This is a genomic window from Gloeobacter violaceus PCC 7421, assembly GCF_000011385.1.
In the GTDB taxonomy this organism is placed as follows: domain Bacteria; phylum Cyanobacteriota; class Cyanobacteriia; order Gloeobacterales; family Gloeobacteraceae; genus Gloeobacter; species Gloeobacter violaceus.
On sequence record NC_005125.1, the window covers coordinates 2875364 to 2894303 of the forward strand.

Sequence of the window (18940 nt, forward strand, 5' to 3'; positions counted from 1 at the left end):
GGTATCCCGGGACGGCCCGCTACCCCAGCTTCCAGGCGTGGATGAGCGAGAATTCGAAGCAGTTGCGCGAAGAGGGATAAACCCTTCCTACTTAACCGGAATGAACCGCGGTGACTGGTGAGGCAGGTTTGGGCCTGAGTCCGAACAGATAGCGGGTCACAGATATGCGCCGGATCAGCAGTTCGTAGATAAGTAGACACCCCGCCAGCGAACCGAAGCCGATAATCAGAAATTTCTCGGACGCCCCGGTGCTCCAGCGCACTACCCAGAAGCCAATCACAATAATCGCCGTCTGGTGCAGTAAATAAAACGGGTAGGCCGCTTCGCCGCTGTAGCGCAGCAGCGGATTGGTGAAAGCCAGATAGCGGCGGGCGAAGCCGAGGATGGCCACCACCCACAGCCAGGCGCGCAGCCCCCGCACGAACATGACGCCTACCAGCAAGGGCGTGTAGCCTTCCAGGGGAGCGCTGTTGGTGAAGCTCCAGGTAAATAAAATTGCCATCAGCACAACTGCCCCAGCCAGGGCGAGCCGCCAGTGCCGGTCGATCGCCTGCCCGAAGCGCGGGTCCGCGCACAGCAAATAGCCGTACAGGAAAAACAGCAGGTAGTAGGCGATGTTGGCCCAGTCGTCGTAGAGGTTGTTGCGCACCGGCCAGCGGATGCGCAGGATGGCTTCGCTGAGGGCCAGGGGCAATCCCGCCAGCAGAATCACCCCCGGTTTTTCGCACCAGCCGGCGAGGGCGGCTATCCACCGCCGCCCCGGCTCGGAGCGCAGCCACAGGAATATCGGCAGCGCCACCAGCGAGAAGATGAATAAGTAGAGGACGAACCACAGATGTCCCCAGGAGAAGCGGGCGTCCGGGCCGAGGAAGGTAAAAAAGCTCGGGTAGAACTGGGCAAACGAGGCGCGGTAAGCCGGATCGCGCAGCGCTTCGCAGTAAACCTGGGGCGGTGTGAGTACCAGACAGCCGAACACAAAAGGTACCAACAGCCGGTTGCAGCGCTCCGCCACATAGCGGCCGGCGGAGCGAAAACCGAGGGCAAACCAGGTGCCCACCCCGGAGAGCACAAAAAAGAGCGGCATGAACCACTGGTTCAAAAAAGCGACCAACACATCGGCGGCGGGCGCCTGGGGCTGGCCTACCAGCAGGGCGCGGCCCCCGGCGCGCTCGACGCGCATCAAAAACTGTTCGAGCGCGCTGCCGCTCGGGATGGCCGCGTAGTCGACAAGAACGATCTCCCCCCGGCGCGGTCCCATCCAGCCATCGAACGCTGCGGAAGGGATCCGGGTCTCCGTTTGCAACAAGCGGGCAAGGCCGGGATTGGGAGCGAGGGCGACCAGCGGCCGGTCCCCCGCCAATTCGCGCAGGGCCGCAAAAGCCGCAGTGGCCTTATCGCGGTAGACGAAACCCGTCTGGATCTCAGCCGGGAAACGCACGAAGCGGTCGCGGTTGAGGGCGATTTGTTCCAGAAATGCGCGCTGATCCGCATCGAAGTGGCGTGCACCCGTCAAATCCGCGATTTGTCGGGGGGTGGCGAGGGGTGCGGTCGTAGTTTTTCCGCGCTCGAATAAAGCCAGGATGGCACCCTGGCGCTCCAGCAGCGGGTCGTTCTTGACATTCCAGTCCTCATTGTCGAAGACCCGGGCGGTGTGGAAGACCAGCACCAGCAAGGTGACGATTACCTTGAGCCAGTCCAGTTCGTGACGGCGGGAAGTCTGCGCCTGCCCCAGGGCGACCGTTTGTACGGGATTCATCAGCGGTTTTCCTGTGGTGTGGAAGGCTATTCAGGTCGGTAGCGATCCCAAGGCGAGCGGGGTGCGCCACCGCTGTCGTGGAGACCGGCAGGGCGGCGGGCTGGTCAGGGCGGGGCGCAGATCTTGTGTATGGTCGTGACTGCGCGGTGTGGATGGAATTTCTGAGGCGATGGCGAGACAAGATCCGGATGCAGCATAGCAGGTGCTCTCCCAGGTTTGGCGACAGACGTCGATGCGCAGCCGATTGACAGAGGAGCGGGCGCCCTGTTATTCTCAATACTACACATGTATTATGCGCTCGCTCAGGCGTGAACAGGAGGAGCGAATGTTAATCCATCCACAGCACGGCCGGCTTCGCGGCGCGCTGCCTGGGCGGAGCCATTCGCCCGGCTAGATCGATTTTCTGCTTTTGCACCGCAGGCGGACCGCCCTCGAATTGCGTTCTGGCTATAGTTTCCAGGCCCAGGCGTTTTGCGCGCGGGTGCGCCCTACCCGGCAAATACCATCGGTGAATTTTATGAACGTGACATTCCGGCAGTACCGGGAGTTTCTGTCGCTTTATCTGTGGCCGCAGTGGCCGCGGGTGCTGCTGTTGATCGCTTTGCTGCTGATCAGCGTCGGATTGCAGCTTGTCGGCCCCCAGGTGGTGCGCTTTTTTATCGACGCGGCCCTGGCTGGGTTACCGCTGGCCACGCTGTTGGGGGCGGGGGCGGTGTTTTTGGCGGTCGGGCTGGTGCAGCAAATCTGCACCGTGGCGGTCACCTGGGTGGGTGAGAACGTCGGTTGGACTGCCACCAACCGTCTGCGCGCCGATTTGACCCGCCACTGCCTGGGGCTTGACATGGGTTTTCACCACGAGCGCACCCCGGGGGAACTGATCGAGCGCATCGACGGTGACGCCACGGCGCTATCGAACTTTTTTTCGCAGTTTCTTTTGCAGGTGGTCGGTTCGGCGCTGTTGCTGGTGGGAGTGGTGGCGGTGGTGGCGGTGGAGGACTGGCGCGCGGGGATTGCACTCGCGCTGTTTGTCGCCCTCAGCGCCCTGGCCCTGGCCAGAAGCCGCGACATCGCCGTGGAGGCGGTGCGCGAGGAACGCCAGGTGAGCGCCGAATTGTTCGGCTTTTTGGAGGAGCGGCTCGCCGGACTGGACGATGTGCGTGCCAACGGCGCCGGTCCTTACACCATGCGCCGCTTCTGGCAGGTGATGGGGCGGCTGTTCGTGCGCGGCCGGCGAGCTTCGATGCGCCGCTCGCTCATCTGGCTTATCACCCTGGGACTTTTTACCCTCAGCTCGGTGCTCGCCTTCGGTCTGGGGGCTTACTTGTATTTGCTCGGAGCGATCACCCTCGGGACGGCCTATCTGTTTTTTCAGTACACCGAGCTGTTGCAAAGCCCTCTCGATCAACTGACCAGCGAATTGCAGGACCTGCAGCGGGCCGCGGCGAGCCTCGGGCGCATCGTGGAACTTTCGCAGATCCGAAGCCGCCTGGTAGAAGCCGCCGTGGGCAAAGGATCGCCGAGCGACGGTGCCCTCGCGGTGCGTTTCGAGGCCGTGGATTTTGCCTACGCCCCCGGCAAACCGGTAATCGAACAACTGAGCTTCGAGCTGCCCGCTGGACAGGTGCTGGGATTGCTCGGCCGCACCGGCAGCGGCAAGACCACCCTCACCCGGCTGCTCCTCAGGCTGTGGGAACCGCAGTCAGGTTGCGTCCGGCTGGGAGGCCTGGACGTGGGCACCCTGGGTGGGGCGGCGCTGCGCGAGCGCATCGGCGTGGTCACCCAGGATGTGCAGTTGTTTCGGGCGAGCGTGCGCGACAATGTCACGTTTTTTGACCCGACTGTTCCCGATGAGCGCATTCGCGAAGCTCTGGAGCAGGCGGAATTGGGAATCTGGCTGGCGGGTCTGCCCCAGGGACTCGACACCGAACTGGCAAGCGGCGGTCGGGGCCTTTCGGCCGGGGAGGCGCAGCTATTGGCCTTTGCCCGCGTGCTGCTCAAAGAGCCGGGATTGGTCATCCTCGACGAACCCTCCTCCCGCCTCGACCCGGCCACCGAGGCGCGCATCGAGCGGGCCGTGCACCGTCTATTGGCCGGTCGCACCGGCATCATCATCGCCCACCGCCTGAGCACCGTCCGCCGCGTCGACCGGATTTTGATCCTGGAACGGGGCCGCATCCTCGAATCGGGTCCGCGCGCCGAACTGGCGGCCGATCCCCGCTCGCGCTTCGCCCGGCTTTTGGCCACCGATCTGGAGGAAGTACTGGTATGAGCACCTGGGGATTTTTCGGGTACATCCTGCGCTATCGGCGGGGGCTATTTATCCTCAACGCCCTGGTGTGGGGAGCTTTTCACCTGCTCCCGCTCGCGGCGGGGTTGGTGATCCAGGCGTTTTTCGACACCTTGGGCGCAGGCCGGAGCGCCACCGCCTCGGTCTGGACGCCGGTCGCCCTGCTGGTGGCCCTGGCGGTCGCCCGCATGGGCGCTTTTTGGGGCGGCTGGTATATCTGGGCAACGCTTTCCTACACGATCGCGGCCCTTTTGCGGGGCAACATCCTGGCCTGGTTGGTACAAGGGCCGGGTGCACGGGTGCTGCCCGGTTCTTCGGGAGAAGCAATCAGCCGTCTGCGCGACGACGTGCAGGAGGTGGTCGACTACCTCGAAAGCTGGGTGGACCTGTGGGGGGAAGCGCTCTTTGCGGTGCTCGCCCTCGCGGTGATGCTGAGCATCAACCCGGTGGTCACCGGGGCGGTCATCCTGCCGCTGGTGGGCTTTCTGGTCCTGGTGAACCTGCTGGGAGAGCGCCTGCGCCGCTACCGCGCCGAGAGCCGGGCCGCCACCGGCACGGTCACCGAATTTGTGGGTGAAATCTTTACGGCCGTGCAGGCGGTGAAACTCGCCGGAGCCGAGGAGCGGGTCATTGGGCGCTTCGGGCTCATCAACGACAGGCGGCGCCAAGCCAGTCTGCGCGACAACCTGTTTTCGCAACTGCTCGATTCGCTGGGTGAGACGGTCCTCAACGTCGGCATCGGCTGCATTTTGCTTCTGGCCGCTTCCTCGCTGCGCACAGGCACTTTCAGCGTGGGGGACTTTGCCCTGTTTGTCTCCTATCTGATTCGCCTCACCGACAAGATGTATTCCTTCGGCCATACGATTGCCGACCACAAAAAAGTGGGCGTTTCCTTCGGGCGCCTCACCGAGATGCTGGCCGGGACGGACCCCAAAGCGCTGGTGGCCCCCGACCCCGTCTACCTCGGTGCGGTGCTGCCCGCGGTGATTCCGGCCGAGCGCTGCGAGACTTTCGAGTCGCTGGAGGTGCGGGATCTGGCCTACCGCCACCAGGGTAGCGAGCGGGGGATCGCGGGAATGTCCTTCGCGGTGCCGCGCGGCTCCTTCACGGTGATCACCGGCCGCATCGGCGCCGGAAAAACGACTTTGCTGCGGGTGCTTCTCGGCCTGCTGCCGCGCGAATCTGGCGAAATCTATTGGAACGGCTCGCTGGTAACCGACCCGGCCTCGTTTCTCATTCCGCCGCGCTGCGCCTACACGCCGCAGGTGCCGCGGCTATTTAGCGAGACCCTTGAGGATAACCTGTTGCAAGGATTTTCCGCCCAGGAAGATGGCCGCCTCGCGCGCTCGATCCACACGGCGGTCCTGGAGCAGGATGTCGAGCGGCTGGAGCGCCGGTTGGAGACGGTGGTGGGTCCGCGCGGCGTCAAACTCTCCGGCGGCCAGGTGCAGCGCTCCGCCGCCGCCCGCATGTTCGTGCGCGACGCCCAAGTGCTCGTCTTCGACGATCTGTCCAGTGCTCTGGATGTCGAGACCGAAAGCCGACTGTGGGAGCGGCTGTTCGTGCGGACGAATCTGACCTGTCTGGTGGTCTCCCACCGCCGCGCCGCCTTGCGCCGGGCCGACCAAATTCTGCTCGTCGACGCAGGCCGCCTGATTGCCCGGGGCGATCTTGCAACACTGCTTGCCACCTGCCCCCAGATGCGCGAATTGTGGGAGACGGATAGTTAGCGGCAGTGCCTCCAAGCGCAGGATGCATGGTGCGCACAGGCCAAGTGTCTTCAGGATCAAATGGAAATCGCCGGCAAAATGACCAGCAGCGTCAGCAGCAGCGTGATCCCACCCCACTGTTGCCTGGTCATTGCCTAGCTCCTCAAGTGATCGCGCGTGTGCAACAGCATAGATCCCACAAATTCGGACTTCAGGAGCGCTTTACCACACCGCAGGGGTGAGCCCGAACTTTAGGGCAGGATGGCAGGGGTCAGAATTGAAGTGAAGCCCAGCTGTGCGACTTTTGCGGCGGCGGGTTGGGCTTTTTCCCGGGTACTGTAAAGACCAACTTGTACATGGGGTTTGCCCCGGTGCTGACGGTAGAAAATCCCGCGATCGACGCGGCGCAATTTGGCCAGACCGGCCGGCCCCGGATCGGCCACCAGTAGATACGTTCTTCCACTCCAGGGGGGCGGTGGCGGGGAGACGGCAGCGGGTGGGGAGGGAGCTGCAGACTTACCGATGAGCGGCGGCGGTTGCTGCACCGGGGGCGGGACCATCGGAACCGACGACGGCGTATTTGCACTGGGCCGGGGAGCTTGCAGCGCGACCACACCCACCGCCAAAAGTCCGGCCGCCACCGCCGCCGGTCCCAGCCAAACCGGCAGCCGAGGAGGGCGCCGGGTCGGCGCGAGCACCGCCGCCGACTGGGGCTGCTGTTCCTGCTCGCGCTCCTCCCGTTCGCGCCGCCAGGACTCAAAGGCGGCCAGTTCTTCATCAGTATTCGGATAAAGCCAGGGCACCAGGCTCAAACAGTCGAGCGCTTCGCTCAGGTACACCGCGCGCACCGGCGCAGGTATCCCCACCAGCAGCTTCTGCTGTGCCTGCTCGTAGCGGATGGCCACCTGGACCGGATGGGTCGGCAGTTGCCGCTCGCTGAAAAACCTGGCAATATCCTCCGGCGATCGCCGCTCCACCTCGACGAACACCAGCACCAGCCGCATCGGCGCGGGCAACTCCCGCCAGGCACGCCTCAAATACCAGGCAAGCGGCGCCGGCAAAAAAACGTCGCCCGGCACCGGCGGGGCGTTCTCGGCCGGCCGCTCGGCCAACCGCTCCAGCCACCCGGCCACCGGCAGCGGCCGTGCCGCCCCGGCCTCCAACTCGGCAAACGCGGCAAACCAGACTTGCTGATGGGCCTCCCGCCGCCGCCCCGGTTCCACCCCGGCAAGCAGCCTGCGCACCAGGCCGTCGAAGCGGCGGTGCAGCGCGCACAGGTGCAGAGGCGATGCGCCCGCCCCGACAACCAACTGCTCGTCGCTGCAATCGGCCAGCGGCCCCTGCGCCAGGATCTGCTCCTCACCGGAGACTGGGAGATTGCTCATACAATGGACCGGTCGTTGTGCGGCCCTATGCTAGCAGAGCCTCGCCACGCACTTCGCAATGGGGCTGTAGTAGTATTTGTTACAGTTCCCAACTTCACACCGGCCAAAACGCAGGAGCACCTTATTCATGGATTTGCTGAGCGATAAGTACCTACGCTTGAGCAAGGCTTACATTCAACTGGACGAACGCCACACCACGCTGGTAGACGAACACACCGAACTGAAGCGCAAATTTTTGCATTTGCTCGGCCAGTTTCAGCAGGCGCAACAGGCCCTAAGCGGCCTGCAGGGCGAACATGCCGCCCTTCGACACGAGTATGCAGCTTTGAGCGAATTTAAAACCCTGATGGAGCCCGCCAACGTGCAGGCGCTCGAAGAGGCCCTCCAGGCGGCGGCAGGGCTCGCATCGCTCGCGGTGGCCGAGGCGGACAGCGAGCTTTCGGCGGCGGAGCAGGCGATTGCCGCCTACGACGTCAACTTGATCGACTCCGGGGCACAGCTGGATCTCTCGACATTCGCCCCAGGAGGTGCATCCCGGCGCCTGGGCGAAGACCTGGTCTTCGAAGTGCCTTCTGAAAACGCCGCTTAAACCCCGACAGACAATGCGCGCAGTGCCCGAAGCGAATTCGGGCACTGCTTTTGAACTGGAGAATGGACCATGCAAGAGGCTTTCGGCAACCTGACGCGCGAGTACAAGCGGGCGCGGGCGTTGCTTGACGAACTGGACGACGCCATCGACGACATCGAAAAGCAGCGCCATCCGGTCCTGCTCGATCAAAGCAAAAAACTCGGAAGACAGCTGCGCCTGGCGCGCGTGTTGCTGCATGACCTGGACGGCTTGGCCGCCGACTATCCGATGAGCTCCGCCCTCAAAGAGCTGCTCATCGACGTGGACCGGCAACTCGACCGCTGCGACCGCCTGGAGGATTGCCTGACACGGTTGGCCCCGGCGACGGCGGTTCCGGCCGCCAACCTTGCCCCCCTGGTCGACAATTTACCGCCCGGCGACCTGTTCGTGGGGCGGGAGGCAGAAATTGCCCAGTGTCTGGAGGGGCTCAGCCCCCAGGAGCGCGGCTGGGGAGTGGTGATCGACGGGCAGGGGGGACTGGGAAAGACCTCGCTGGCGCTCGCGGTGGCTCACTTCTGCCGCCGCGAAGGCTGCTTCGGCGCCTACCTGTGGGTGAGTGCCAAGACGACGGTGCTCACCCCCCGCGGCGTCCAAAAGGACACCCTGGCTCCGACTTCCCTCGATGCGCTGCTCGACGAGTTGGGCCGGCTGCTGGGCACCGAGGTGCACCGGCTGAGTTCCACTGCACAAAAGCGCCAGCACCTGGAACGCACCTTGCAGGGAACCCGCGCCCTGCTGGTGCTCGACAATCTCGAAACGCTGAGCGCCGAGGACCGCCAGGAGGTGGGCGAATTTCTCAGGCGCCTGCCGCGCGACTGCAAGGCAATCGTCACCAGCCGCCGCCGCTCCGGCGAGAGTGCGGTGACCGTCCGCCTCGACCGTCTGCCCTGGCAGACGGCCCAGGAATTGTTCGGTCGCCTGGCCGAGGGCGATGCGGCCGTGCGCGAACTGGTCGACACCCTGGGCGAAGTGGGCACCCAGAAACTGTACGAAGCGGCGGGCGGTTCGCCGCTGGCCCTGCGCTGGACTGTGCGCCTGATGACCGAAAAAGACTACAGCTGCGCACGGGTACTGGATCTGCTCGGCCAGGCCGCCATGACCAGCGACCTGCACGGCTTTGTCTTTGCCGAGGCGCTCGAGCAGACAAGCCCGGCCGACCAGCGGGTGTTCGCGGCCCTGGCGCTGTTTCGCGCCCCGGCGTCGCTGGATTTGCTCACGGCGGCAAGCGGCCTGGACGGCGAGACGGTGCGCACCGCCTGCGAGCGGTTGGTGCAGTTGTCCCTCGCCGAGAGCGAGGCGGAGCACGAGCGCTTTCACCTGTTGCCCCTGACCCGTGCCCTGGCGCGCACCCGCGTCGACACCGAGACGGGCTTTCGTTACGCCCAGGCCTGGCTCGCCTTCGCCCGCGCCCACGGCGGCGACCATCCCGAGGATTTTGCCGGTTACGAGCGGCTGGAATCGGAGTGGCCCAACCTCGAAGGCTGCTTGATGTGGTTGCAGGAGACGGGCGGCAACGGCTTCACACCCTTGCAAAAGCGTGCCGCCGCGATGCTGCCAGAGCTGATTCGAGCGCTGCGGCGGTTTTTGTGGTTTCGCGGTTACTGGAACGAGCTGGTGCAGATCGGCAAACAGGGCTTCGACCTCGCCACCGCCACCGAGCAGTGGCTGGGGGCGGTGTGGTGCGCCCAGTGCCTGGTGTGGGTCTACGGCCCTTACGCGCGCAACGAACCGGAGGAGGCCGAGCGCTGGATGCAGCGACTGTTGTACGCGGCGGCCCAGTGCGGCATCAAAGACGAGGTCGATGTCTACCGGCAGCGCTGGGAGGGTCTGCGCGCCCGGGCGCTGGGCGATTACGACCGCGCCGAGGTGCACCTGCAGGCGGTGCTCTACTACTGCCGCGCCCAAGGGAGCGTGCGCCAGCTGGCCACCGTCCTCAACGACCTGGGCAGCGTCGCCTGCGATCGCAAAGAGTACGATCGCGCCCACGCCTATTACCACCAGGCCTACGCCCAGGCCCACAAGCTGCAGGAGGAGCGCGCAAGCATCGCCCTCAACCTGGGTCTGGTCGCCCTGCACCGGCAGGATCTGCCCCTGGCGCAGCGCTGGCTGCAAGAAGGACTGGGACTGGCCGAGGCCATCCACCGCCGGGATCTGGTGGCCGAAGGCCATTTTCGGCTTGCCCGGGTTCTGGCCCGCCTCGACCGCCGCTCCGAGGCGCGGGATCTGGCCGAGCAGGCCCTCACCACCTTCGAGCGTCTGCGGCACACCAGTTTGGAAGCGGCGCGCGAACTGAGCCGGGAACTGGCCCAGGAGCGGGCCGACTAGGGGCGCTCTTTGCCTATTCGTGGGCTTGTGTGCTAGCAATAAGCATAGTGTGCACTTGTAGAGCAGCTTATGGTCGCTTTGTCGCCTTTCCTGGAAGCCGTAGTGGAACCAGGGTCGGGATGGATCTCTCCGCAGCGTATGAGTGGGGCCATGAAGCTGCCGATGACGGACCTTGCGAAAATCGTGCACTTGCACCGCAACACCCTCAGCCGTCGGCCGCAATCGCCTGAGGTGCAGAGCAGGCTCGGGCGGGTGGCCAAGATCATCGCCCGCGCCGCCGCAATGATTGGGGGGGAGGCGAACCGGGCTGTGATCTGGTTTCGCTTTGAGCCGCTACCGGGCTTTGACCACAAAACTGCGGCGCAACTGGTGGCTGAGGGGCACGCTGATGCAGTGGAGACCTACCTCGATATGCTTGACGACGGGGTATACGCTTGAACTTCGGTGCCGAAGCCGGAGCGGCCCTTCCCCTGCGCGCCTGCTTGTTGTACGAGAAAAGGTGCTGGCGCATCCTTGCCCCGAGATGGGCGTATCAACCACTCTCGGGGGAGGGGGCGGCCCGCAATGGCGGCAGGTGGAATCCCAAAGGCGTGCCTGCTTTGTATCTCTCCGAATCCATCGACACAGCGTTCGCGGAGTATCAGCAGACACTGTACGTGCGACCGGGCACGTTTTGCGCCTACCGCCTTCTGGTGGCGGGCGTGGTAGATCTGTGTGATCCCACGGTGCTCGTTGAACTTGGGGTAAACGAGGAAACTTTGCCATGCGCGTGGAGGGAAATCGCCCTTATTCGCAAGGACACTCCCCCGACCTGGACGCTCGCAAGCAAGCTGTTTGCGGCCGGGGCCAGCGGTGTGCGGGTGCCGTCGGCCCAGTTCAATGGCGGAATCAACATCGTGCTGTGGCGATGGAACGATGCACCCGAAAGACAGGTGGAAGTCCTCGATCCCATTGGCGATCTGCCGAAAGATCAACGCTCGTGGAGTCCCTAACAGCAATCACCCCCACCAATATTGATGTAACTCTGCATGTCACGATTTCCGGAACTTCGGATTTCAAAAAGGAGCTTTCAGGAAGCATCTTGGCGGCGTTCGACATTAGCCAGAGCGGCCAGTACGCCGACAGGCAACCACTGTCCTGCTTCTTTTGCTTCACGCACAGCCTGTTCCAGCCGTCGCAGCCCCTCTACCTCAGCAGTTAGCTCAGGCACGATCTTGAGAGCATCCTGAGTGTTCGCTATTTGCCCTGTTCCATCCTGGGCAACTCGCACACGGCGGCCAGTGTCAAAGCGACCATAATATTTGCTGCGCACGGGACCTTTCGCTTGACTGAAGTCATACTTGCTGAGCATGGCATCCGAGTCTGGGGAGCCTGGCTCATCGGGGTGGGAGTTTGCCTTGCTCGAAAGCTCGTCGTTCATAAAGAATTCTCGCCCTTCGACAACTCGAACGGCACGATTGTCAAATTCGCCACCAGGTGCCGGGGCAACAGTTGAACGACCAGGGTCGAAAGCTCGCAGTGCAGGACTTCGGTGCCGGGGGGATCGCCCACGTAAACCCGCACGTCATCGCGCAACACGTTTAGATGCACCTGACCGCTGTCCCCTGTACTACCCGCCCCGCCGCGCACCGGCTTGAAGCGCAGCCTGGCGGAAGCCAGCACTTCGGCCACATCGCGGGCTACAGCCCCGTCCGGGCAGTTCAGTACGAGCATGCACCCAGCCTACTTGCTCGCCCATCCGGCGGCCAGGGACGAATAGTTGAATTACATGAAACTTTTTGGACTTTGAATGCGCGACCGTGGACCCCAGTCTGTCGTACTATCGTGGGCGTTGCCTTTGCGTCTGACCACTCGCCGGGATCGCCATGCTGCCCATCCGTACCGCCGCTGTTGCCCTGACCGCCTGCCTACTTGTCCTGCCCACCGCGCCGACGGTCGCCCAGACGGGCAGTGCCCCGGTGAGCACCGCCTCCGCCGCCTGGGTCGAGCGCAGCAACAAAAATACCGACGTCATGCTCGCCGTCGAAGCGCGCTTCAATCCTGAAGGAGCGGGCGGTCTGGGGGTGGACGGTTACGACGAAAAGATTGCCGATCTGGGAGCGGGGGTGCTGGAGCGCAACCGCCAGGCTTTTGTGCAGGCCGCCGAGACGCTCACAAAGCGGCTGGCGGTCGAAAAAGATCCGCTGGTGCGCCAGGACCTGGAGATTTTGCTGAAGGCGGCCCGCGACAACCTGCGCCTATTGGAGTTGCGCCGCAAGTACGACATTGCTTACGTCAATGTCTCGCAGCTGGTCTTCGGCGGCCTGCGGGTGCTCCTCGACGACCAGGTGCCTGCCGAGCGGCGCAAGGCGGCGCTTGTGCGTCTGAGGCGCTATGCGGGCGCGGAAGCGGGCTATACCCCGATAGCCGTTCTGGCCGAGCAGCGGGTGCGCGAGCAGCTTGCCACCCCTGGTCTGACCGGTCCGTTCAAAGCCGAGGTCGAAAAGGATCTGGCCCAGAACGCCTTTTTTGTCGAAGGCATCGGCGAACTGTTCAAAAAGTACAATCTGGAGGGTTACCAGGCCGATTACGCGAAGCTCAAGGCGCAGCTGGCCGCCTACGACGTTTTTGTGCGCAAAGAGGTGCTACCCAAAGCGCGCGGCGATTTTCGCCTGCCGCCTGAGCGCTACGCCTTCGCCCTGGAGCAGTTGGGTGTCGATGTCCCTCCGGCGCAGTTGGCAGCCCAGGCGCGCGCCGCCTTCGCAGACATCCAGAAGCAGATGCAGGCCGTGGCGCTCCAGGTGGCCCAAACCAAAGGCTATAGCGCCACCGACTACCGCGATGTCATCCGCGAGCTAAAAAAAGAGCAAGTAGTGGGTGAAGCGATCCTGCCGCTGTACCTGCAGCGGCTCAAAGATCTCGAAACGATCATCCGGCGCGAAAAACTGGTCACCTTGCCCGAACGGCCCGCCCGCATCCGGATTGCCAGCCCCGCCGAGAGTGCCGCCGTTCCGGCCCCCAACATGCGCCCACCGCGCCTGGTGGGCAACAAAGGCGAGCAGGGCGAGTTCGTCTTGCCTTTGAACATCCCGGCCGCCGCGGGTTCAAAAGCCGGCAGCACCCAAAAATTCGACGATTTTACCTTCGATGCGGTCGCCTGGACGCTCACCGCCCATGAGGCCCGGCCCGGCCACGAGTTGCAGTTTGCCTCGCTGATCGAAAAGGGCGTCTCCTCGGCGCGGGCCATCTACGCCTTCAACAGCACCAACATCGAGGGCTGGGGACTCTACTCCGAGGCACTCGTAGAACCTTTTATCCCGGCGCAGGGGCAGCTGTTCACGCTGCAGTTTCGGCTGTTGCGCGCGGCCCGCGCTTTTCTCGACCCTGAACTGCAACTGGGCAAGGTGACCCCGGCGGAGGCGCTGCGGGTGCTCAAAAAAGATGTCGTCTTCTCCGAAGCTTTTGCCAATCAGGAAGTCGAGCGCTACACCTTTGTCATGCCCGGTCAGGCGACGTCGTACTTCTACGGCTACACCAAACTGACGGACCTGCGCAAAGAGACCGAAAAGCTTCTGGGTAACCGCTTCGAGGCGCTCAAGTTCCACGACTTTATCCTGGCGCAGGGGCTGCTGCCGCCGGAACTGCTGCGAAAAGCGGTGCTGGAGCAATTCGTAGGCACCGCTGCCGCCCCGACCGGGCGCTAAATGCTGGCAAAATGCAGGGGAAGCGACCCCTCTAATCACCCATGCAAACCGCTGCCTCAGCCACCCCAAAAACCGATGCTCCCTGGCTTGAAAAAGCCCGCCTCGAAATCCTCGAACCGCGCCGCCGGACAATGCTCGCCCACCCGTTTGTCCTGGCGATGCAGCAGGGGAGCGCCCGGCCCGAGGACGCCCAGCGCTATTTTTCGGGTTTGATGTGGCATCTGCTTGCCTTCGGCGCCCACGTCGCCCACCTGTTTGCCAAGCGCCCCCCGGAGGCGGCCTTGGTATTGGACGGTCAGAGCGAAGACAAAGACGGCGACGCCGACCTTCTCGCCCGCATCGTGCGCGCCTTCGGCGGCCCCGCCGATCTCATCGAGGCCGACCCGTGGAGCTACCGGCCCCACCGCGTCTGGATTCATCACGACGCGCTGTTGCGCTCGGCCATCTACAGCACGGATCTCGGTTGGCAGGTGGGTACCGCCGCCCTGAACGTCGGTATCGAAGCGCTGGTGCCGGATATGATCGAGCCTTTGTTTAAGGCTTCTGTCGAGCGCTACGGGGTGACGCCCCGCGAAGCGGCCTGGCTCGAATCGCGCGCGGGCGAGGTCGAGCGGACCCACGGCGAGAACGGTTTTATTCTGCTCAGCCATTATGTGGACGCTCAGGATGTCGCGCTGCAGAAGCAATGCCTGTTCTACATCGACGCGCTTTCCTACTCGATGGCCGGCTGTCTGCTCGAGAGCGGCCTGCCCGAGTAGGCGGTGGAGCGGATCGTCTCGGGGGGGCAGACGGGGGTGGACCGCGCCGCTCTCGATGTCGCTCGCGCTCTGGGGATCGCAATCGGCGGCTGGTGTCCGGCCGGACGCTGGGCCGAGGACGGGGCAATATCTGAAAGCTATCCCCTCGTCCCGACGCCGCTTAGCGATCCTGCCCAGCGCACTGCCTGGAACGTGCGCGATGCGGACGGCACTTTGATCTTGACGGTCGGCGAACCGACCGGGGGCACAGCACTTACCGTGCGCGTTGCCTGTGAGCTGGCAAAACCTCATCTCGTCGTCGATCTGGCCGGCACACTGGACTTTGAGCCGGTGCGCTCCTGGCTGCGAGAGCAGTCGATCCGCATCCTGAACGTGGCCGGACCGCGCGCGAGTACCTGCGCAGGCATCTACGACCGCGCCTTTACCTTCTTGCACCGCTGTCTGAAACCTGAAACTTGACAGTTGGCTTGGCACGACAATCTGTGGGTGCGAGAGGTGGAACCCCCTTCGGGTTCCCCTCTCGCGCTCTCCTCCTCCCCGCGTCGAGGGGCTGCCGGCCCCCCGACACCCCCCGGACTTCACGGCGAGGTGAGAACGAGACTGTGTGGGTGGGATGGGCTTACTTTTCCAGGGCCTGCACGACGCGTGTCGACTACGGCGGAGGGGCTGGCTGGTCGCTAGGCTGCAGATGCATTGGGGGGTATCGAGAAAAAACTGACAGGCAGCGGTTATCCCTGACACCTGCCCTACGCTGTTGCCGAATCGAGGGAGTGTGCGCCGATAGCGGCGGCGAGCTTGTCGATGAGCTGCGCTTTGAGTGCTTCGAAGTAGGCGACCGTTTCTTCCAGGGCCGAGGCGTTGGCGTAGTAGATGAGCGGTTCGACCAGCCACGCCTCGGTGGGGGAGAGCTTGGCCTCCAGGCGGCCGGAGCGCAGCTGCATGCCCACCCACTGCAGGCTAGAGGGCACGTGGCCCGGGTGCAGCTCGGCATTTCTGGCAACCCAGGCCAGCAGCGCTTCCGGTTCGTCGGATTCGCCGTAGGCTCCCACCGCCCGGCCGACCGCATAGACTTGGCGGGTCAACGCCTCGATGGCCGGAAAGTACTCGGGCCGGAACACTTCGCTCACCGTGAGCAGCCGAAAGCAGCCCGCTTCGTCGATGGCGTGGATGAGCCCGAGCAAATTGCAACTGAGATTGATGAGCGCTTTGTCGAATTCCAGGCGCGTGGGGCTTGTCGATTCGGCCAGTTCGAACCAGCCGCCGCGCTCGCGGGCCAGCAGGGCGTGGGAGCGCTCGCGGGCAGCCTGCGATCCCCCGGCGATGATTGTGCGCCCCGGCGGGCCGGGCCGGTAAAGGGTCTGGCCTCCGGCCCCCTCCCGCAGACCCGTCTGCAGCGTCACCCCGCGCATCAGACGACCGGTAATCCGGCCGGTGGTCTCAGGCCAGACATCCGGCAGGCGGCCGAACAGCGTCGCTTCTTCGATCTTTTCGATAAATAGCCGCACCAGCCTCTGGAAGTAGATGCCGTTGGCGCTGAAGACCACCAGCGGCAGCGACTCCTCGAACCGTTCGCCCCGGCGGTGGCCCCCCACCATCAGTTCGACCAGCGTACTGACCAGATCCAACAGCTGATCCGGGTTCGGGCAGGCGATGAGCACCTCCGGCAACCAGCCGGCTCGTTGGCTTTCGAGCAAATTCGGCCGCAAAACTGCACCGCTCTCCAGCCGCAGGACACTCTCCGGCTCCGCCACCAGCACTGCCCCGGCGTCGCGCAGGGCGCGGCCGCTCACCGAATCCGCCCGCTCGATGAGAAAGACACGGCCGTCGAGGGTACGGGCGCGGGCACTCAGGTGATAAAAAAAGCTCACCCCGAGCGCCCCGGGCGGCAGGATGCCGATGGTGCCGGGTACGAGGGTGCTCAAGGTTTCAGACCTCCAGGGCGGCGATCACCTGGCAGGCCCGCTCCAGGTGGGAGACTTTGACCATCAGCCGGGTCAACTGTCCGGGGTAGGGCACGCTGCCGTAGGCGTAGGCGATGTTGACGCTCGCGTCGGCAAGCGCCTGGCACAACCGGGCAAGCGCCCCGGGGCTGTCGGTCAGCCGAATGGCGAGCACGTCCGCCTCGATCACATAAAAACCCTGCCGCATCAGAATGTCCTTGCAGCGCTGCGGGTCGCTGGTCACCAGACGCACCACACCCTGCTCAATCGTATCCAATACCGACAGCGCCTCGATGCTCACCTGTTCACCGGCGAGGGTCCAGCCGATGGCCGCCAGCACCCCCGGCCGGTTCTCCAGAGCCACACTCAACTGGCGCTCGATGCTGTAGTCCATGCGTGTCCATTTCCAAACGCTCAGTAACAGTTGACCAGAATGGCCCGTTTCTCCCGGCTTCCTTATAAAAACCGCAACAAATGTTAAAACAAGTGCGCTAAAGTTCACCGCTAAAATGAGGCCAGCAATCATGCCCTATCTGCTTGTTGTAAGGAATTGCTCCATGTCGAATAAGCAATCACGGGTCCCCTTTGGAGCAGCGTTGCTGGGTATCCTGACGCTGTTGCTTCTGTTTGAAACTGGCGCCTTTGCCCAGACCCAGGTCAAAGATCCGCTCAAGTTGTGCAAGGACGTGCCGGCCTACCAGGAGCTGAAAACCCAGCGCCTCGAGGCCGCACAAAAGGCCCAGGCCGACGGCAAACCAGTCACCTTTAACGAGGCCGGGACGAAGCAAAAGTTCGAGCGCTACGACACGGCCTACTGCGGCCAGGACGGCTATCCCCATCTCATCACCAGTGGTCAGCTCGACCGGGCGGGCGACTTTTTGATCCCGTCGGTGCTGTTTTTGTGGATCGCCGGGGCGCTCGGCTGGGCGGGCCGTCTGTATCTGGCCGAATCGAAGGGACCGGAGGACGAGATCATCATCGACCTTCCCAAGGCGATCAAGTGCCTGCTGTTGGGCCTCATCTGGCCGGTGCAGGCGATCCCTGAGCTGATTAGCGGCAAGATCCGCGTGCCCGAAGACCGCGTCACCATCTCACCGCGCTAAGCAAGGAGCCGCCACTCTATGAAACTCTGGTCTCCCATCGCCGGTTTGCTGTTCATCGTGGGCAGCCTGGTCGTGCTCGTGCTCGCCAACGTCTTCACCAACTACCCGCTGTTCTTCCCCACCAGCTAGCGGTCGGTCAAGATCACCGCCATCCCCGGCTCCACCAGTTCGACACAGGCCCGTAGCGCCCGCCGCTGCGGGCCTGTTTGCACATGCACCTCGCAGGTGGCGCAAAAGCCGTGGCGGCACTGGGTCGGGATGGCAAGCCCGGCGCGGGCCGCGGCGCGCACGACGGTGTCTTCAGCGCTTGCCTGCACCAAAACCGGTCCGGCGGGCGTCAAAAAGCAGACGGAGCAGAGGGCGTTCGGATCCATGCCTCGATCGTAGCGGCACAGTTCACGAATGCGGATAGCGCGCAGCACGGGAACCAGCCGGTAGGTTTCCAGGCGAAGGCGGCCGGGCTGCACAGTGAGTATGTTATAACATCTGTATTACGTGGGTGAGCGGAGGGAAAAGCGATGGAAGCAAAGGTGCGCAGAGTCGGCAACAGCCTCGGTCTTACCCTCACGAAGGAGGCGCTGGAGTTGCTGAACGTTCAGGAGGGAGATACCCTCCACCTCGTCAAGGCGCGGGGTGGTCTGTTGCTCACCCGCTGCGACCCTCAGTTCGCCAGGGCGATGCAAGCATATAAACTGGCGAGCCGCGAGTATCATGACGCCCTCAATGAACTTGCCCAGTAACTGTCTTGGCAACGGTGGAACTGTACTTCCTGCCTGAGAATGCGGTCGAGGCGATGCATCTCAGTACGCTGGCCGATTTCGGCGGCCTATCCGGTGTGCGGGACGAAGCTGCCCTGCAGGCATCCCTGGCTCGTCCCCGCCACCGCCGCCATTACAACCCGGACGCGGATGTCTTCGAAATAGCCGCCTGCTACGCCTTTGCCTTTACCAGAAATCACCCCTATATCGATGGCAACAAACGCATCGCCTTCCACTGCGCTCATGCATTTCTCTATCTCAATGGCTGGATACTGCGTGCCCCGCAACCTGAAGTCGTGTTCCAGGTGCTGGCACTGGCCGAAGGACAGCTCTCGGAAATCGATTTTGCTGCCTGGCTCAGGCGCCGTTCAGTACCACAGGACCAGGACAGCCCACCTGTCGAGCCGACCTGACCGACGAACTGCACGCAGGGCCAGGTTGAAACTGTAGGCTATTCTCAAGCATCTGGACGGAATTGCGATCTGATATCGAATTCACGTAGATAGACAGGAAATGGGACGGACGCGGTTGGCCACAGAGTAATCTTGCACCCGGAAGTCATGCTACTAATCTCCTGCGGTTTAGATACTGAAACAGCCTAAAAAGTG

19 protein-coding genes are annotated in these 18940 nt (G+C 63.7%); 12 read left to right on the forward strand and 7 right to left on the reverse strand.

The window, feature by feature from the left end:
* Positions 1–91: 91 nt before the first annotated feature.
* A complete protein-coding gene (locus GLL_RS14000; RefSeq protein ID WP_011142712.1) occupies positions 92–1756 on the reverse strand; it encodes an acyltransferase family protein in 1665 nt (554 codons plus the stop codon).
* Between the two features lie 517 nt (positions 1757–2273).
* Here GLL_RS14000 and GLL_RS14005 point away from each other — a divergent pair.
* Both GLL_RS14005 and GLL_RS14010 read left to right on the forward strand, forming a co-directional pair.
* Complete coding sequence (locus GLL_RS14005; RefSeq protein ID WP_164929086.1) at positions 2274–4025, forward strand: ABC transporter ATP-binding protein; 1752 nt, start codon at positions 2274–2276, stop codon at positions 4023–4025.
* Positions 4022–5773, forward strand: a complete 1752-nt coding sequence (locus GLL_RS14010; protein WP_011142714.1) for an ABC transporter ATP-binding protein — start codon at positions 4022–4024, stop codon at positions 5771–5773. Before GLL_RS14005 ends, GLL_RS14010 begins: the two co-directional genes overlap by 4 nt.
* 230 nt (positions 5774–6003) lie before the next feature.
* Here the strand turns inward: GLL_RS14010 and GLL_RS14015 are convergent, their stop codons facing one another.
* Positions 6004–7137 (reverse strand): hypothetical protein, encoded by a 1134-nt coding sequence (locus GLL_RS14015; protein WP_011142715.1) that lies wholly within the window; start codon positions 7135–7137, stop codon positions 6004–6006.
* 127 nt (positions 7138–7264) lie between these two features.
* On the opposite strand from GLL_RS14015, the gene GLL_RS14020 reads away from it, so the two are divergent.
* The 4 genes from GLL_RS14020 to GLL_RS14035 all read left to right on the forward strand — a co-directional run bounded on the left by GLL_RS14020 (position 7265) and on the right by GLL_RS14035 (position 11082).
* Positions 7265–7726, forward strand: coding sequence for a hypothetical protein (locus GLL_RS14020; RefSeq protein WP_011142716.1), 462 nt, complete (start codon positions 7265–7267; stop codon positions 7724–7726).
* Positions 7727–7795: 69 nt separating this feature from the next.
* Positions 7796–10090, forward strand: coding sequence for a tetratricopeptide repeat protein (locus tag GLL_RS14025; RefSeq protein ID WP_011142717.1), 2295 nt, complete (start codon positions 7796–7798; stop codon positions 10088–10090).
* A 69-nt stretch (positions 10091–10159) separates the two neighbouring features.
* Positions 10160–10528, forward strand: coding sequence for an antitoxin Xre/MbcA/ParS toxin-binding domain-containing protein (locus GLL_RS14030; RefSeq protein WP_011142718.1), 369 nt, complete (start codon positions 10160–10162; stop codon positions 10526–10528).
* Positions 10525–11082, forward strand: a complete 558-nt coding sequence (locus GLL_RS14035) for an RES family NAD+ phosphorylase (protein WP_011142719.1) — start codon at positions 10525–10527, stop codon at positions 11080–11082. The genes GLL_RS14030 and GLL_RS14035 overlap by 4 nt, the downstream gene beginning before the upstream one ends.
* 77 nt (positions 11083–11159) lie before the next feature.
* Here the strand turns inward: GLL_RS14035 and GLL_RS14040 are convergent, their stop codons facing one another.
* Positions 11160–11510, reverse strand: coding sequence for a hypothetical protein (locus tag GLL_RS14040; RefSeq protein ID WP_164929087.1), 351 nt, complete (start codon positions 11508–11510; stop codon positions 11160–11162).
* Positions 11507–11803: a hypothetical protein gene (locus GLL_RS14045; protein ID WP_011142720.1), complete on the reverse strand. Its 297-nt coding sequence runs from the start codon at positions 11801–11803 to the stop codon at positions 11507–11509. The genes GLL_RS14040 and GLL_RS14045 overlap by 4 nt, the downstream gene beginning before the upstream one ends.
* 152 nt (positions 11804–11955) lie before the next feature.
* On the opposite strand from GLL_RS14045, the gene GLL_RS14050 reads away from it, so the two are divergent.
* From GLL_RS14050 to GLL_RS14060, 3 genes are read left to right on the forward strand one after another with little or no spacing between them, the layout of a single operon-like run.
* Positions 11956–13773 carry a DUF885 domain-containing protein gene (locus GLL_RS14050; protein ID WP_011142721.1) on the forward strand — a complete coding sequence of 606 codons (1818 nt, stop codon included), beginning with the start codon at positions 11956–11958 and terminating at the stop codon, positions 13771–13773.
* A 41-nt stretch (positions 13774–13814) separates the two neighbouring features.
* Complete coding sequence (locus GLL_RS14055; RefSeq protein WP_011142722.1) at positions 13815–14531, forward strand: hypothetical protein; 717 nt, start codon at positions 13815–13817, stop codon at positions 14529–14531.
* 3 nt (positions 14532–14534) lie between these two features.
* Positions 14535–14990 (forward strand): putative molybdenum carrier protein, encoded by a 456-nt coding sequence (locus GLL_RS14060; RefSeq protein ID WP_011142723.1) that lies wholly within the window; start codon positions 14535–14537, stop codon positions 14988–14990.
* A 287-nt stretch (positions 14991–15277) separates the two neighbouring features.
* On the opposite strand, the gene GLL_RS14065 is transcribed toward GLL_RS14060, so the two are convergent.
* Positions 15278–16453, reverse strand: coding sequence for a hypothetical protein (locus GLL_RS14065; protein ID WP_164929088.1), 1176 nt, complete (start codon positions 16451–16453; stop codon positions 15278–15280).
* A 4-nt stretch (positions 16454–16457) separates the two neighbouring features.
* Complete coding sequence (locus GLL_RS14070; RefSeq protein WP_011142725.1) at positions 16458–16865, reverse strand: hypothetical protein; 408 nt, start codon at positions 16863–16865, stop codon at positions 16458–16460.
* Between the two features lie 163 nt (positions 16866–17028).
* Between GLL_RS14070 and GLL_RS14075 the strand changes: the two genes are divergently transcribed.
* On the forward strand, positions 17029–17574 hold the full coding sequence (locus tag GLL_RS14075) for a photosystem I reaction center subunit III (protein ID WP_011142726.1): 546 nt from the start codon (positions 17029–17031) through the stop codon (positions 17572–17574).
* A gap of 125 nt (positions 17575–17699) precedes the next feature.
* Here GLL_RS14075 and GLL_RS14080 read toward each other — a convergent pair whose 3' ends face one another.
* Positions 17700–18041: a 2Fe-2S iron-sulfur cluster binding domain-containing protein gene (locus GLL_RS14080; protein WP_011142727.1), complete on the reverse strand. Its 342-nt coding sequence runs from the start codon at positions 18039–18041 to the stop codon at positions 17700–17702.
* Positions 18042–18092: 51 nt separating this feature from the next.
* On the opposite strand from GLL_RS14080, the gene GLL_RS14085 reads away from it, so the two are divergent.
* Entirely contained in the window at positions 18093–18314 is a 222-nt protein-coding gene (locus GLL_RS14085) for an AbrB/MazE/SpoVT family DNA-binding domain-containing protein (protein ID WP_011142728.1), read from the forward strand.
* A 14-nt stretch (positions 18315–18328) separates the two neighbouring features.
* On the forward strand, positions 18329–18745 hold the full coding sequence (locus tag GLL_RS14090) for a type II toxin-antitoxin system death-on-curing family toxin (protein ID WP_011142729.1): 417 nt from the start codon (positions 18329–18331) through the stop codon (positions 18743–18745).
* Positions 18746–18940: the final 195 nt, after the last annotated feature.